Here is a 15,736-nt window from a genome sequence, read left to right on the forward strand (position 1 = left end):
CTATAGAAATCCGCGCTTGGTCAGAAGTTCAGCGTTTTTTTAGTTATTTCACATTTTTTTTACAAGTCGAAGTTTTGCACATTCGACGCAGTTTGGCCCAGCAACGGTAGGATTTTTCTGAAGGATTGCGGATCGCCGCTGGTCCAGAACTTCACCGGCTGGCTCGGACGTTGCGCCAGCAGATCACGCTCGGCGAGCAAGCGCTGCAACTGCCGGGCCACGGCAGCTCCGGTATCGATCAGGCTGACATCGTCGGCGATCATCGACCTGAGTAACGGCTTGAGGAAGGGATAATGGGTGCAGCCAAGAATGATTGTGTCGCAGTTTTGCGCCAGCAATGGAGCGACGTAACCTTGCAATAAAGTGCGTAATTCGGCGCTGTGCAGATCACCCGTTTCGATCAGTTCGACCAGTCCCGGACAGGGCTGGGTGATGACTTTTATGTCAGCCGCGAAACGATCCAGCAACGCGGCAAACTTCGCGCTCTGCAACGTGCCGGTCGTGGCCAGGACGCCAACCACGCCGCTTCGTGTGGCCGCTGCGGCCGGTTTGACCGCCGGTTCCATGCCGACAATCGGCCAGTCGGGAAAGTCGCGACGCAAGTCGGCAACACCGGCCACAGTCGCGGTATTGCACGCCAGCACCAGAGCCTTGGCACCCTGCTCGCGAAAAAATCCTGCCATCGCACTGCAACGCTGGCGGATGAATTCCGGGGTTTTCTCGCCGTAAGGAATGTTCCCGCAATCGGCGACGTAAAGCAGCGATTCATTGGGCAGCAAGCGCTGGATTTCGCCGAGGACCGACAAGCCGCCGACCCCGGAATCGAACACGCCGATCGGCGCTTCACGCATGGCGGGCGCCACAGACGCTGCAGCCCGGATCGCGCTTGACCCGCAGCTCACGGAAGCGCGAACCCAGAGCATCGATCAGCAACAAACGCCCCACCAACGGTTCGCCAAAGCCGACCAGCACCTTCAACGCTTCCAGCGCCTGCAAGCTGCCGACCAGACCGACCAATGGCCCGACCACGCCAGCCTCGCTGCACGTCAGTTCGGCTTCGCTGCCGTGTCCGTAAAGGCAGTGGTAGCAAGGGCTCTCGGCACGCCGTGGATCGAACACCGACAGCTGCCCTTCCAGACGAATTGCCGCACCGCTGACCAAGGGCTTGCGCGCGGCAACACAGGCGGCGTTGACCGCCTCACGGGTAGAGAAGTTGTCCGAGCAATCGAGCACCAGATCCACCGCCGCCACCACTGCGGCGAGGGAATCGGCGTCCAGCGCCTGACGATGGGCGACCAGTTGAATCTCGGGATTGATCGCGCCCAGGCGCTTGAGCGCCGAGTCGACCTTGGACATGCCGACACTGTCGGTGTCGTGAATGATCTGCCGTTGCAGGTTGGTCAGATCGACCGTGTCGAAATCCGCCAGATGCAACTCGCCGACGCCGGCTGCCGCCAGATACAACGCCACCGGCGCGCCGAGACCGCCAAGGCCGACGATCAGCACGCGGCTGGCCTTGAGCTTCAGCTGCCCGTCGATGTCGATGTGTTGCAGCAGAATCTGCCGGCTGTAGCGCAGCAATTCCTGATCATTCAGCACGGCAGGCGCCCCAGACTGATGCGTTGATGGCCGCCCAGATCGGTGCGGCTGTGAACTTCTTCAAAGCCACGAGTGAGCAGCAGATCACGCACGGCTTCGGCCTGATCATAGCCGTGTTCGAGCATCAGCCAGCCGCCGGCTTCAAGATGATCCGGCGCCTGCGCAACAATCAGGCGCAGATCGTCGAGGCCATCTTCACCGGCGATCAGCGCACTGGCCGGTTCGAAGCGTACATCGCCCTCGACCAGATGCGGATCGGCGGCGGCAATGTACGGCGGGTTGCTGATGATCAGTTGAAAGCGCTGGCCTTCAAGGGCGCTGAACCAATGGCTGCTCAGCACAGTAGCGTTGTTCAGGTGCAGACGCTGGCGATTGCGTTCGGCCAGGGCCACGGCTTCGAGCACGCGATCCACAGCGGTGACCTTCCACGCCGGGCGTTCGCTGGCCAAAGCCAAAGCAATCGCGCCACTGCCGGTGCCCAAGTCGAGGACCTTGGCCGGGGTTGCCGGCAGCAGCTCAAGGGCTGCCTCCACCAGCAATTCGGTGTCGGGACGCGGAATCAGCGTATGTGGCGCGACTTCCAGATCGAGTTTCCAGAAGCCCTGCTGGCCGAGAATGTAAGCCACTGGCTCACCGCTACGCCGCCGTTGCAAATACTCGGCAAAGGTCAGCGCCGCTTCACTCGGCACGATGCGCTCGGGCCAGGTGTGCAGGAAGCTGCGCGACTTGCCCAGTGCGGCGGCGAGAAGCAATTCAGCGTCCAGACGCGCAGTCGGCGAGTCCGGCAGCTCGGCGGCGCGCAACAGGCTGGCGATGATGGTCATTTATTCACCTATCGCTGCGAGTTGGTCAGCCTGATATTCGGCCAGCAAGGGCTCGATCACGGCTTCGACGCCACCGGCGAGAATTTCATCCAGGGAATACAGGGTCAGGTTGACGCGATGGTCGGTGACCCGGCCCTGGGCGTAATTGTAGGTGCGGATACGCTCGGAACGATCGCCGGAGCCGACCAGCAACTTGCGCTCACTGGCAATCGCGTTGGCTGCCGCTGCGTTTTGCTGATCGTTGAGCTTGGCCGACAGCCACGCCATCGCCCGCGCGCGGTTCTTGTGCTGGGAGCGCTCCTCTTGGCATTCGACGACAGTGCCGGTCGGGATGTGGGTGATGCGTATCGCCGAATCGGTGGTGTTGACGTGCTGACCACCGGCCCCGGAGGAACGGTAAGTGTCGACGCGCAGATCCGCCGGGTTGATCTCGATGGCTTCGCGCTCATCCGGCTCGGGCAACACCGCCACGGTGCAGGCCGACGTGTGGATCCGGCCTTGAGATTCGGTGGCGGGGACACGTTGGACGCGGTGTGCGCCGGACTCGAATTTCAGCTTGCCGTAAACGTTGTCGCCTTCGATGCGCGCGATGACTTCTTTATAGCCACCGTGTTCGCCTTCGTTTTCCGAGAGGATCTCTACGCGCCAGCCACGCCGCTCGGCATAACGCGAGTACATGCGAAACAGGTCGCCGGAGAAGATCGCCGCCTCGTCGCCACCGGTGCCGGCGCGGATTTCGAGGAACACGTTACGCCCGTCATTCGGATCTTTAGGCAGCAGCATGCGCTGCAGATCGGACTCCAGCGTGACCAGCAACTCCTTGGCTTCGCGAACTTCTTCCACGGCCATTTCGCGCATGTCCGGGTCGTTGTCCTTGAGCAGTGCCTGCGCGCCTTCAAGATCGCTTTGTACGCCAAGCAGCTTTTTATAGGCGGCCACTACCGGCTCGAGTTCGGCGTACTCCTTGGAATAGGCGCGGAATTTGGCCTGATCGGCAATGACTTCACCGTCGCCGAGCAGCGCGGTCAGTTCCTCGAAACGGTCCTGGAGAATGTCCAGCTTGTTGAGCAGTGACGCTTTCATTGCGGTTTTTTATCCGAAAAACTATCCGGTGAGCCCTCAAGGGCAAAGAGTTCCTGGGCCATGGCCAGCGCATCGAGGCGGCCTTCGGCAGACAGCTTTTTCAACTGCACGCTGGGCGCATGCAAAAGTTTGTTGGTCAGGCCACGGGCCAGTTGCCCGAGCACGTCTTCGGCGTTGCCGCCGTTGGCCAGCAGACGCAGGGCCTTCTGCAATTCCTCGTCCCGCAGGCGTTCGCTCTGTTGACGATAGGCCTTGAGCACGTCGACCGCCGCCAGTTCGCGCAGGCGCACCATGAAATCGTCGGCGCCGACCGAGACCATTTCCTCCGCCGCTTGCGCAGCGCCCTGGCGGCTCTTGAGGTTCTCGGCGACCACTTCGTGGAGATCGTCAACGCTGTACAGATAAACGTCGTCGAGCTCGCCGACTTCCGGCTCGATATCGCGCGGTACCGCAATGTCGACCATGAAAATCGGCTTGTGCTTGCGCAGCTTCAGCGCACTTTCCACCGCACCCTTGCCGAGGATTGGCAACTGGCTGGCGGTCGAACTGATGACGATATCGCTGCGCACCAGCTCCGCCGGAATGTCCGAGAGCAGCACGGCGTGAGCGCCGAATTGCTCGGCCAACTGGCTGGCGCGCTCCAGCGTGCGGTTGGCAACGACGATGCGCTTGACCCCCAGCTCATGCAAATGGCGCGCGACCAGCGTAATCGTCTCGCCGGCACCGATCAGCAGCGCCTGGCTGCGTTGCAGATCGCTGAAAATCTGTTTCGCCAGGCTCACTGCGGCAAACGCTACCGACACCGGGTTCTCGCCGATCGCAGTATCGGTACGCACCTGCTTGGCGGCATTGAACGTCGCCTGAAACAGCCGCCCCAGCAGCGGACCGATGGTGCCGGCCTCGCGGGCCACGGCGTAGGCCGATTTCATCTGACCGAGAATCTGTGGTTCGCCCAGCACCAGCGAGTCAAGCCCGGAGGCGACGCGCATCATGTGACGAACAGCCGCATCGTCTTCATGCACATAGGCACTAGCGCGCAGTTCGTCGAGGCTCAGATGGTGATAATCGGCCAGCCAGCGCAGCACGACATCGGCCGACAGCTGATCCTGTTCTATATAAAGCTCACTGCGATTGCAGGTGGAGAGGATCGCGGCTTCGCGGCTGTCGGTCAGTCGGCAGAGCTGCTGCAAGGCCTCCACCAGTTGCTCAGGGGTAAAGGCCACGCGCTCGCGGACGTCTACTGAAGCAGTCTTGTGGTTAATACCGAGTGCAAGGAAGGCCATTCAAGGTCGCTGGTGGTGACGTGAAGCCGGCAATTGTCCTACTTCGAAAGATTCAGAACAACTACCGCTGACTATTGTCCCAATCGTCAGCCCCTATAATGGCCACAATTGAGTCTCGGTTATGTTTGGCCGAAGGCTTGTGTCATGATGATCCGACCGCAGGTTAGTCGTCCTCTTCCTATATGAATAGATCTTCCGCGTTGCTCCTCGCTTTTGTCTTCCTCAGCGGCTGCCAGGCCATGGCGCCCGTTGCGCCGGACGGCACCCCGCCGGTCGAAGACACCACGCCCGCACCTGAAAAGCCCAAGGTTTACGGCTCATTCAGCGAGGAAACCGTGTTCAGCCTGCTGAGCGCCGAACTCGCCGGCCAGCGCAATCGTTTCGACATTGCCCTGGACAACTACGTGACCCAGGCCATCAACACCCAGGATCCGGGCGTTTCCGAGCGTGCGTTCCGCATCGCCGAATATCTGGGCGCCGATCAACCGGCCCTCGACACCGCGCTGATCTGGGCGCGCAACGCGCCGGACGATCTCGAAGCGCAACGCGCCGCTGCCGTGCAACTGGCTCGCGCCGGGCGTTACGACGACTCCATGGTCTATATGGAGAAAGTCCTGCAGGGCAAGGGCGACACCCATTTCGACTTCCTCGCGCTGTCGGCCGCCGACACCGATCAGGAAACCCGCAACGGCCTGATGAAAAGCTTCGACCGTTTGCTTGAGCGCCACCCGAACAACAATCAGCTGATTTTCGGCAAGGCTCTGCTGCTCCAGCAGGACGGCGACAATCAAGGCGCGCTGACTCTGCTCGAAGACAACCCACCGGAAGACGGCGAAATCGCACCGATCCTGCTGCGCGCGCGCCTGCTTCAGTTGCTCAACCGTGGCGACGAAGCGCTGCCGCTGCTGCAAAAAAGCATCAGGAAATACCCGGAAGACAAACGCCTGCGCCTGACCTACGCGCGCATGCTGGTTGAACAGGACCGCATGGACGACGCCAAGGCCGAATTCTCCACCCTCGTTCAGCAATACCCGGAAGACGACGAACTGCGTTATTCGCTGGCGCTGGTGTGCCTGGAAGCCAAGGCGTGGGAAGAGGCCAAGGGTTATCTGGAAGACCTGATCGCACGCGAAAGCCACGTCGATTCAGCGCATCTGAATCTCGGTCGGATTGCCGAAGAGCGCAACGACCCGCAAGGCGCGCTCATCGAATACGCCCAGGTCGGCCCGGGCAATGACTATCTGCCGGCACAGCTGCGTCAGGCCGATATCCTGATGAGCAACGGCAAAACCGCCGAAGCGCAGAGCAAACTGGCGGCCGAGCGTGACGAGCAGCCCGATTACGCGATCCAGCTGTATCTGATCGAGTCGGAAAGCCTGTCGGCCAACAAACAGGACGACAAGGCCTGGAAGGTTCTGCAACAAGCGCTGCAGAAATACCCGGACGATCTCAATCTGCTTTACACCCGCGCCATGCTCGCGGAGAAACGCAATGATCTGGCGCAAATGGAGAAAGACCTGCGCCTGATCATCAAGCGCGACCCGGACAACGCCATGGCGCTCAATGCGCTGGGCTACACCTTGTCCGATCGCACCACCCGTTACGCTGAAGCGAAAACCCTGATCGAGCAGGCGCACCAGATCAATCCGGAAGACCCGGCGGTTCTCGACAGCCTCGGCTGGGTGAACTATCGCCTGGGCAATCTGGACGACGCGGAGAAATACCTGCGCCAGGCGCTCGAGCGTTTCCCTGACCACGAAGTCGCCGCGCACCTGGGCGAAGTCCTCTGGGCCAAGGGCAATCAGCGCGAAGCCAAACAAGTGTGGGGCAAGTTCCTCAAGGATCAGCCCGACAGCACCATTCTGCGCAGCACCATCAAGCGCCTGACCGGATCCGAGAATCTTTAAACCATGCTTTTGCGCCACATTATTGTTTTCAGCTTCATCGCCCTGCTCGCCGGCTGCTCGGGTTTCGGCACTCGCGAATCGGTCGAGGGCCACGGCAGCCCGGCCCAGTGGGCGGCGAATAAACAGCAACTGACCGGCCTTGATGGCTGGCAGATCGACGGCAAGATCGGCATCCGCGCGCCGAAGGATTCCGGCAGCGGCACGCTGTTCTGGCTGCAGCGCCAGGACTATTACGACATTCGCCTGTCCGGCCCGCTGGGTCGCGGCGCGGCACGCCTGACCGGGCGTCCGGGCAAGGTGTCGCTGGAAGTCGCCAACCAAGGCCGCTACGAATCGCAATCACCCGAAGCTCTGCTCGAAGAACAGCTGGGCTGGAAATTACCGGTGTCGAATCTGGCCTGGTGGGTTCGTGGCCTGCCCGCTCCGGAAAGCAAAAGTCGCTTGAACCTGGACGCCGACAGTCGTCTGGCCAGCCTTGAGCAGGACGGCTGGAAAGTCGAATACACCGCCTACACCGAACAGAATGGTTACTGGCTGCCCGAGCGCATCAAACTGCACGGCACCGACCTTGACGTGACGCTGGTGATCAAGACCTGGCAACCGCGCAAGTTGGGGCAATAAAGCATGACCGCTGTACGCCTGACCCTGCCCTCGCCGGCCAAACTCAACTTGATGCTGCACATTCTCGGTCGCCGTGAAGACGGTTATCACGAATTGCAGACGCTGTTTCAGTTCCTCGATTACGGCGATGAACTCACTTTCGCCGTGCGCGATGACGGCGTGATTCAGCTGCACACCGAGTTCGCCGGCGTGCCCCACGACAGCAACCTGATCGTGCGCGCGGCGAAGATGTTGCAGCAACAGTCCGGCTGCGCGCTCGGCATCGACATCTGGATCGACAAAGTCCTGCCCATGGGCGGCGGCATCGGTGGCGGCAGTTCGAATGCGGCGACGACTTTGCTCGGTCTCAACCATTTGTGGCAACTGGGCTGGGATGAAGATCGTCTTGCGCAACTGGGCCTGTCACTTGGTGCCGACGTACCGGTGTTCGTCCGTGGCCATGCAGCATTTGCCGAGGGTGTTGGCGAGAAACTGACCCCGGTCGACCCCGAAGAACCGTGGTATCTGGTGCTCGTGCCGCAAGTCGCTGTTAGTACGGCAGAAATTTTTTCCGATCCTTTGTTGACACGTAACACACCGCCCATTAAAGTGCGCCCCGTTCCCGAGGGAAACAGTCGAAATGACTGCTTGCCGGTGGTAGCAAGGCGTTATCCAGAGGTACGTAACGCATTGGATTTGTTAGGTAAATTTACCGAAGCGAAGCTCACCGGAACTGGAAGTTGTGTGTTTGGGGGCTTCCCAAGCAAAGCTGAAGCTGATAAAGTCTCGGCCCTTCTGACAGAGACCCTTACAGGGTTTGTAGCGAAAGGAAGCAACGTTTCGATGTTGCATCGCAAGCTGCAAAGTCTGCTCTAAAGGAATCAAGTGCCCGGCACTTGAAAGCAACAGATACAGGGGCGTCGCCAAGCGGTAAGGCAGCAGGTTTTGATCCTGCCATGCGTTGGTTCGAATCCAGCCGCCCCTGCCATTTTCTCTACTCATCCAGGTTACCCTCAGCCTCTAGGTACTGCGCGTGTCCAAGATGATGGTCTTTACGGGGAATGCCAACCCCGATCTGGCTCGGCGTGTCGTACGTCAGCTGCATATCCCTCTCGGTGACATCTCTGTCGGCAAGTTTTCCGACGGCGAAATCACAGCCGAGATCAATGAAAACGTTCGCGGTAAAGACGTCTTCATTATTCAGCCGACCTGCGCTCCGACCAACGATAACCTGATGGAACTGGTAGTGATGGCTGACGCCTTCCGCCGCTCCTCGGCTACTCGTATCACTGCTGTTATTCCTTATTTTGGTTATGCCCGTCAGGATCGCCGTCCGCGTTCCGCACGTGTGGCTATCAGCGCGAAAGTCGTTGCTGACATGCTTACCGTAGTCGGCATCGACCGTGTTCTCACGGTTGATCTGCATGCTGACCAGATTCAGGGCTTCTTCGATATTCCGGTAGATAACATCTACGGCTCCCCGGTTCTGGTGGATGACATCGAAGATCAGCGCTTCGAAAACCTGATGATCGTGTCTCCGGACATTGGTGGCGTCGTGCGTGCACGGGCTGTTGCCAAGTCGCTGGGCGTCGATCTCGGGATCATCGACAAACGCCGTGAGAAAGCCAATCACTCTGAAGTGATGCATATCATCGGTGATGTCGAAGGGCGTACCTGTATTCTCGTCGATGACATGGTCGATACCGCCGGCACCCTGTGCCACGCGGCCAAGGCCCTGAAAGAGCATGGCGCAGCCAAGGTCTTTGCCTACTGCACACACCCTGTGCTGTCGGGCCGGGCCATCGAGAATATCGAAAATTCCGTGCTGGACGAGCTGGTGGTCACTAACACCATCCCGCTGTCCGCTGCAGCACAAGCCTGTGCACGTATCCGTCAACTGGATATCGCACCGGTTGTTGCCGAAGCGGTTCGCCGCATCAGCAATGAAGAATCGATCAGCGCGATGTTCCGTTAAGGGCCCTGCCCTTCGCGAAATGTCTCGTTGACGAAAAGCGCCCCGCCCCGGCATTCCTGTCGGGGCGGGGCTTTTTTGCCCATACCGTGTTCGGCGCTGGTCGCAAACGCCACTCGGTCATGGCTATTTTGGAGATACAAAATGAACGATTTTACTCTGAATGCTGAAGTGCGTTCCGACCTGGGGAAAGGTGCGAGCCGCCGCCTGCGTCGTCTCGCCGCTCTGGTTCCAGCTGTTGTTTACGGTGGCGACAAAGCCCCTGAATCCATCAGCATGCTGGCCAAAGAAGTTGCCAAACTGCTCGAAAACGAAGCGGCTTACAGCCACATCATCGAGCTGAACGTTGGTGGCACCAAGCAGAACGTAATCATCAAGGCTCTGCAGCGTCACCCGGCCAAAGGCCACGTGATGCACGCTGACTTCGTACGCGTTGTTGCCGGCCAGAAACTGACCGCCATCGTGCCTGTACACTTTGTTGGCGAAGAAGCTCCAGTGAAGAAAGGCGGCGAAGTTTCGCACGTTGTTGCTGAAATCGAAGTGACCTGCCTGCCTAAAGATCTGCCTGAGTTCATCGAAGTCGATCTGTCGAAAGCAGAAATCGGCACCATCATTCACCTGTCGGACCTCAAAGCTCCTAAAGGTGTTGAGTTCGTTGCTCTGGCACACGGCGATGACAAGGCTGTTGCCAACGTCCACGCTCCACGTGTTGCTGCAGAACCTACCGAAGAAGGCGAAGCAGAGTAATTCACTCTGTCATGCCGGAGTGAGCAAGTAACATCGCGGACTGGAACGTAGCGAGAAAGCGGGCGAGAACGCGGAGTTTACATCTATGGTAAATGAGCATTTTTCGTCCACTTTCGCCGCTTTCCCCGATCGCGGCGATGTTATCCACCACTCCAAGGAAGGGCCCCTATCGTGACTGCCATCAAACTGATCGTTGGCCTGGGAAATCCAGGCGCTGAATACGAACAGACCCGGCATAACGCAGGGGCCCTTTTTGTTGAGCGCATCGCCCACGCACAGAATGTGAATCTTGTGGCCGATCGCAAATATTTCGGCCTGACCGGGCGCTACTCGCATCAGGGTCAGGATGTTCGTCTGCTGATTCCCACCACCTACATGAACCGCAGCGGCCAGGCCGTGGCGGCACTCGCCGGTTTCTTCCGCATCAAGCCTGAAGAAATCCTCGTGGCGCATGACGAACTCGACTTGCCTCCGGGCGTTGCCAAGCTCAAGCAGGGCGGCGGCCATGGCGGTCACAACGGGTTGCGCGACATCATTGCGCAACTGGGCAATCAGAATACGTTCTACCGCCTGCGGCTTGGCATCGGCCACCCGGGCGTTGCCAGTATGGTTTCAAATTTCGTCCTGGGTCGTGCGCCACGCGCCGAACAGGAAAAACTCGATGCCAGCATCGACTTTGCCCTCGGCGTGCTGCCGGATATCCTCGCCGGGGAATGGAACCGCGCGATGAAAAACCTGCACAGCCAGAAGGCCTGACTTTTACCCGAGGGGAAACACCATGGGATTCAATTGCGGCATCGTCGGCCTGCCTAACGTCGGCAAGTCCACCCTGTTCAACGCCCTGACCAAATCCGGTATCGCGGCCGAGAACTTCCCCTTCTGCACCATCGAGCCGAACAGCGGCATCGTGCCGATGCCGGATCCGCGTCTGGAAGCTCTGGCGGCCATCGTCAATCCGAAGCGCATCCTGCCGACCACCATGGAATTCGTCGACATCGCCGGCCTCGTCGCCGGCGCCTCGAAAGGTGAAGGCCTGGGCAACAAGTTCCTGGCCAACATCCGCGAAACCGACGCTATCGCTCACGTGGTGCGCTGCTTCGAAGACGACAACGTGATTCACGTTTCCAACAGTGTCGACCCGAAACGCGACATCGAAATCATCGACCTGGAACTGATCTTCGCCGACCTCGACAGCTGCGAGAAACAACTGCAGAAAGTCGCGCGCAACGCCAAGGGCGGTGACAAGGACGCCGTGGTTCAGAAGGCTCTGCTTGAGCAACTGATCGCGCACTTCACCGAAGCCAAACCGGCGCGCAGCCTGATGAAGAACATGAGCGCGGATGAGAAAGCCGTGATCAAGGGCTTCCACCTGCTGACCACCAAACCGGTCATGTACATCGCCAACGTTGCCGAAGACGGTTTCGAGAACAACCCGCACCTGGACGTGGTCAAGGCCATCGCCGAAGAAGAAGGCGCCATGGTGGTTCCGGTGTGCAACAAGATCGAAGCGGAAATCGCCGAGCTCGATGATGGCGAAGAGAAGGACATGTTCCTCGAGGCCCTGGGCCTGGAAGAGCCTGGCCTGAACCGCGTGATCCGCGCCGGCTACGAAATGCTGCACCTGCAGACCTACTTCACCGCCGGTGTCGAAGAAGTCCGCGCCTGGACCGTCAAGGTCGGTGCTACCGCACCACAGGCCGCTGGCGTGATCCACACCGACTTCGAAAAAGGCTTCATCCGTGCCGAAGTCATCGCCTACAACGACTTCATCCAGTACAAGGGCGAAGCCGGCGCCAAAGAAGCCGGCAAGTGGCGCCTGGAAGGCAAGGATTACATCGTCAAGGACGGCGACGTGATGCACTTCCGCTTCAACGTCTAAGCAACAGCCGCACATAAAAAAGCCGCGTTTGATACGCGGCTTTTTTGTGCCTGAAATTCAGTGACTGAGTACATTTCCCTGTGGGAGCGAGCCTGCTCGCGAATGCGGCGTGTAAGCTAAGCATTCGTCAACTGACCCACCCATTCGCGAGCAGGCTCGCTCCCACAGTTCGATTCGTCTGTTCAGGCCTTTCTGGTACGCGGTAAAAAGATCGCCAACACACCAAACAACGGCAAGAACGAGCAAAGGAAATACACGTACTCAATCCCGTGCACATCCGCCAGATGCCCGAGCAGCGCTGCGCCAATCCCGCCGAAACCAAACATGAGCCCGAAGAAAATCCCGGCAATCATCCCGACATTGCCTGGCACCAGTTCCTGCGCGTACACCACAATCGCCGAGAATGCCGACGCCAGAATGAAGCCGATCACCACGCTGAGAATGCTGGTCCAGAACAGATCGACATGCGGCAGGATCAAGGTGAATGGCGCGACGCCAAGAATGGAAAACCAGATCACTGCCTTGCGCCCGATCTTGTCGCCGATAGGCCCGCCGAAGAACGTCCCTGCCGCCACTGCGCCCAAAAACAGGAACAAGTGCAATTGCGAACTCGCCACCGACAGGTCGAACTTCTCGATCAGGTAGAAAGTGAAGTAGCTGGTGAAACTGGCCATGTAGAAATATTTGGAGAACACCAGCAGCCCCAGGACCACCAAGGCACTGGTCACCCTGCCCTTCGATAAGCCGTGCGTCGCGGCTTGGCCGGCCTTGAGCTTGAACAGGTTCAGGTGGTTGGCGTACCAACGGCTGATGCGGTACAGCACGAACAGCGCAAACACTGCGAACAGACCGAACCACGCCACATTGCCCTGGCCGAAGGGAATGATGATCGCCGCCGCCAGCAAAGGGCCAAACGCGGAACCGGCATTGCCGCCGACCTGAAAGGTCGATTGCGCCAGTCCAAACCGGCCGCCCGAAGCCAGGCGCGCAACACGCGAGGCTTCCGGGTGAAAGGTCGACGAGCCGATACCAATCAGCGCCGCCGCCAGCAGAATCAATGGGAAGCTGCCGACCACCGACATCATCAGAATGCCGATCAACGTACACACGGTGCCCGCCGGCAAAAGCCACGGTTTGGGGTGGCGATCAGTGTGGTAACCGACCCACGGCTGCAACAGCGATGCGGTCAACTGGAAGGTCAAGGTGATCAGGCCGACCTGGGTGAAGGTCAGGCCATAGTTGGCCTTGAGCATCGGGTAGATCGACGGCAGCACCGACTGGATCAGGTCATTGATCAGATGCGCCAGCGCCACCGCGCCGATGATGCGCATCACCAAGGGGCTGCTTTGAGGAGCAGAGGTCGCCGAGGCAGCGGCGGTCTGAACGTTGCTGATAGCCATGGAAAATTCCGGACAGCAGATGGGTGCCCGCGGGCAGGTGCGTCAATGTGCCATTTTTCGGTGCGCTCGCGCTATCCCCTTAGGCAGCTAACTAACTGACTGGTCGTCGAGCAAACGGTGATAGCGCAACGCCATGGTCTGAATCTTGCCTTGCTTCTGCCCTTGAACACGATCGCCTTACAAAGGCGCTCGACAATGGGAAGTTTCGCTACAGAGCCGGCCTACAGAGCGGGCATGGGTGAACTTTCGAGGCCTTTTAGAGGGCACGGGTCGTGAGCCAACAGCTCGCGATGCACGCCAATGGTGCGTGGTGTCCAGAGGAGTCATGAGGCATGCAGGCTTTCCTTTCACCGGGGATCAAATTGCTGGGGCGGTTTGGCTTCGCAGGTAAATTCCAATTATTGTTTCTGCTGTTCATTCTGCCGCTGGCCGGCAGCCTGTTGATGATCGGCCATGACTATCGCGAGAAGCTCAATCTGATTTCCGGCGAACGTGCCGGTGTGCGTCAATTGCTCGCGCTGGATGCGCTGGACAACCTGCTCGCCGCGCAACGCGACCGCGCCGCCCGCTGGCGCGCCACCGAGACCAATCGTCAGCCGACACCGGCCACCCTCGCCGCCATGGCCGCCTTCGACGCCGTGCAACCGGCGGTGCTGCAAGCCACCACCGAGCTAGGCAATGCCCTGAACCAGCAAGGCGCCGACGGCGCAATCCTCGAACGCTTTCAGGCGCTGCAAACCGCGCTCAATGGCCTTGATTCGAAAAGCCTGAGCAGTGTCGGCTGGTGGCCGGACGGTTATGACCGCTTCACCAATGCCCTGGGCGCGCTGCAAGCCTTGCGCGAGCAGATCGTCATGGACAATCGCCTGACTCTCGCGCCGTGGCTGGAAACCTACCTGCTGACGCAGATTTCCACGCAACACGCACCGGACCTGATCGAGCGGGTCGGCCGTCTGGCGGCGGTCGGTCAGGCCTCAGTCGTTTCCGGCCAGTTCACCCTGCAAAGCCGCTTGCAGTTGCGCGACCTGCGCAGTCGCATCGGGGACGCCCGCGAGCAACTGGTGAAAACCGCCGGCCTGCTGGAGGCGCGTCTGCCAGCCGAGCTGCAAGCCTGGGCCGGTCAGTATCACGACAGCCTGAAACACCTCGACAGCGGCCTGAAAGTCCTCGACGACGGTGTGTTTGGCGGCAGCATCAACCTCAAGCCAGAGGACTTCGAACGCAGCCTCGACGCGCTGCTCTCCGACCTCGCTTCCCTGCGCCAGCAATCCCTGGTCGCGCTGGATCAGCGGCTCGATGCGTATTACAGCTCGGCGATTCGCCAGTTCATTCTTGTCGCCGCAATTTTCGGTTGCCTGCTGCTGGCCGCGCTATACCTGTTCGTCTGCCTGCAAGCCTCGATCCGCCGTAGCGCCAGCGGCATCACCTTGCTCGCTGAGGCCTTGCGCGACGGCAACCTGAGCCTGCAAGTGCCGGTGGTGGGGCGCGATGAGCTGGCAGCGATCAGCACCGCGCTCAACGTCGCTGTGGTGCAACTGCGCAGCAGCATGCTCGGCGTCGACCACGAAACCTCGCAGTTGAGCAACGCGGTACGCAGCCTCAACCAACACTCCAGCGGCGCCCTCAGCGAAGTCGAGGCGCAGCAGTTGCAGATCAGCCAGATCGCCGCTGCCGCCACGCAATTGGCCGCCACCTCGCAAGGCGTCGCGCAGAGTTGCGAACAGGCCTCGGGCAGCGCCCAGCAAACCCGGCGCATCGCCGCCGACAGCAGCCGCGACAGCCAGCGCACCACGGCCAGCATTCAGCAGCTCAATCAGCGCCTGAACGACACCGCCGCCGCGCTCGGCCGGGTCAGCGAGCAAGGCCAGCAGATTCAACTGGTCGTGGACACCATTCGCGGCGTCGCCGAGCAGACCAACCTGCTCGCGCTCAACGCCGCCATCGAAGCCGCCCGCGCCGGCGAACAGGGTCGCGGCTTTGCGGTGGTCGCCGACGAGGTGCGCAGCCTCTCGCAACGCACGCAATCGTCCACCGCGCAGATCGCTGGCACCGTCGACAGCCTGCGCGCCACGGTCAACGAAGCGGTGAGCCTGATGGAAGCCGCCTGCGGCCAGGCGCAATCGGATGCCGAGGCGGTCACCGGACTCGGCGAACGCTTGGGAGAAATCGCCAGCGCCGTACAGAGCGTCACCGACACCCTGGCGCAAATCGCCACCGCTGTGGAAGAACAGGCCAGCACCGCCGACGAAGTCAGCGGCAATATCCAGCAGGTCGATCAAGCGGCGGTGCGTTTGCTTGAAGGCGCACGTGCGGTGAACCTCGCGGCGGACACCTTGAGCCAAGGTAGCGAGGCCCTGAGCGCCAATACCGCCAGATTCCAACTGCGCTGACGCCCTCCCCGGCCCCGATTTTCGGGGCTGGAGGATAAGCGGTTGAAAACAG

At 60.3% G+C, this 15,736-nt stretch carries 14 protein-coding genes and 1 tRNA gene; 9 read left to right on the forward strand and 6 right to left on the reverse strand.

Annotated features, from left to right (window positions below):
• Positions 1 to 59: 59 nt before the first annotated feature.
• From murI to hemA, 5 genes are read right to left on the reverse strand one after another with little or no spacing between them, the layout of a single operon-like run.
• Entirely contained in the window at positions 60 to 851 is a 792-nt protein-coding gene (gene murI / locus BXA01_RS10960) for a glutamate racemase (protein ID WP_076564105.1), read from the reverse strand.
• Positions 844 to 1,599 carry a molybdopterin-synthase adenylyltransferase MoeB gene (locus BXA01_RS10965; RefSeq protein WP_024014293.1) on the reverse strand — a complete coding sequence of 252 codons (756 nt, stop codon included), beginning with the start codon at positions 1,597 to 1,599 and terminating at the stop codon, positions 844 to 846. Before BXA01_RS10965 ends, murI begins: the two co-directional genes overlap by 8 nt.
• Positions 1,593 to 2,423: a peptide chain release factor N(5)-glutamine methyltransferase gene (prmC, locus tag BXA01_RS10970; protein WP_016773211.1), complete on the reverse strand. Its 831-nt coding sequence runs from the start codon at positions 2,421 to 2,423 to the stop codon at positions 1,593 to 1,595. Before prmC ends, BXA01_RS10965 begins: the two co-directional genes overlap by 7 nt.
• Positions 2,424 to 3,506, reverse strand: a complete 1,083-nt coding sequence (gene prfA / locus BXA01_RS10975; RefSeq protein ID WP_016773210.1) for a peptide chain release factor 1 — start codon at positions 3,504 to 3,506, stop codon at positions 2,424 to 2,426.
• Positions 3,503 to 4,789: a glutamyl-tRNA reductase gene (gene hemA / locus BXA01_RS10980; RefSeq protein ID WP_016773209.1), complete on the reverse strand. Its 1,287-nt coding sequence runs from the start codon at positions 4,787 to 4,789 to the stop codon at positions 3,503 to 3,505. Before hemA ends, prfA begins: the two co-directional genes overlap by 4 nt.
• Before the next feature lie 182 nt (positions 4,790 to 4,971).
• Between hemA and BXA01_RS10985 the strand changes: the two genes are divergently transcribed.
• The 8 genes from BXA01_RS10985 to ychF all read left to right on the forward strand — a co-directional run bounded on the left by BXA01_RS10985 (position 4,972) and on the right by ychF (position 11,894).
• The gene (locus BXA01_RS10985; protein ID WP_076564106.1) at positions 4,972 to 6,696 is read left to right on the forward strand and encodes a tetratricopeptide repeat protein; all 1,725 of its coding nucleotides are present in this window, start codon (positions 4,972 to 4,974) and stop codon (positions 6,694 to 6,696) included.
• 3 nt (positions 6,697 to 6,699) lie between these two features.
• Positions 6,700 to 7,317 carry a lipoprotein insertase outer membrane protein LolB gene (lolB, locus tag BXA01_RS10990; RefSeq protein ID WP_076564107.1) on the forward strand — a complete coding sequence of 206 codons (618 nt, stop codon included), beginning with the start codon at positions 6,700 to 6,702 and terminating at the stop codon, positions 7,315 to 7,317.
• A gap of 3 nt (positions 7,318 to 7,320) precedes the next feature.
• Complete coding sequence (gene ispE, locus BXA01_RS10995; protein WP_076564108.1) at positions 7,321 to 8,172, forward strand: 4-(cytidine 5'-diphospho)-2-C-methyl-D-erythritol kinase; 852 nt, start codon at positions 7,321 to 7,323, stop codon at positions 8,170 to 8,172.
• Between the two features lie 37 nt (positions 8,173 to 8,209).
• Positions 8,210 to 8,284 (forward strand) — tRNA-Gln (locus BXA01_RS11000).
• Positions 8,285 to 8,329: 45 nt separating this feature from the next.
• On the forward strand, positions 8,330 to 9,271 hold the full coding sequence (locus BXA01_RS11005; protein ID WP_003171603.1) for a ribose-phosphate pyrophosphokinase: 942 nt from the start codon (positions 8,330 to 8,332) through the stop codon (positions 9,269 to 9,271).
• 141 nt (positions 9,272 to 9,412) lie between these two features.
• The gene (locus tag BXA01_RS11010) at positions 9,413 to 10,015 is read left to right on the forward strand and encodes a 50S ribosomal protein L25/general stress protein Ctc (RefSeq protein WP_024014298.1); all 603 of its coding nucleotides are present in this window, start codon (positions 9,413 to 9,415) and stop codon (positions 10,013 to 10,015) included.
• Positions 10,016 to 10,186: 171 nt separating this feature from the next.
• Positions 10,187 to 10,771: an aminoacyl-tRNA hydrolase gene (gene pth / locus BXA01_RS11015; protein ID WP_016773203.1), complete on the forward strand. Its 585-nt coding sequence runs from the start codon at positions 10,187 to 10,189 to the stop codon at positions 10,769 to 10,771.
• Between the two features lie 22 nt (positions 10,772 to 10,793).
• A complete protein-coding gene (ychF, locus tag BXA01_RS11020) occupies positions 10,794 to 11,894 on the forward strand; it encodes a redox-regulated ATPase YchF (protein WP_016773202.1) in 1,101 nt (366 codons plus the stop codon).
• A 182-nt stretch (positions 11,895 to 12,076) separates the two neighbouring features.
• Here ychF and BXA01_RS11025 read toward each other — a convergent pair whose 3' ends face one another.
• A complete protein-coding gene (locus BXA01_RS11025) occupies positions 12,077 to 13,294 on the reverse strand; it encodes an MFS transporter (RefSeq protein WP_076564109.1) in 1,218 nt (405 codons plus the stop codon).
• A 332-nt stretch (positions 13,295 to 13,626) separates the two neighbouring features.
• Between BXA01_RS11025 and BXA01_RS11030 the strand changes: the two genes are divergently transcribed.
• Positions 13,627 to 15,684, forward strand: a complete 2,058-nt coding sequence (locus BXA01_RS11030) for a methyl-accepting chemotaxis protein (RefSeq protein ID WP_076564110.1) — start codon at positions 13,627 to 13,629, stop codon at positions 15,682 to 15,684.
• Positions 15,685 to 15,736: the final 52 nt, after the last annotated feature.

Origin of the sequence: Pseudomonas sp. B10, assembly GCF_900156235.1 — a bacterium.
GTDB lineage: Bacteria > Pseudomonadota > Gammaproteobacteria > Pseudomonadales > Pseudomonadaceae > Aquipseudomonas > Aquipseudomonas siliginis.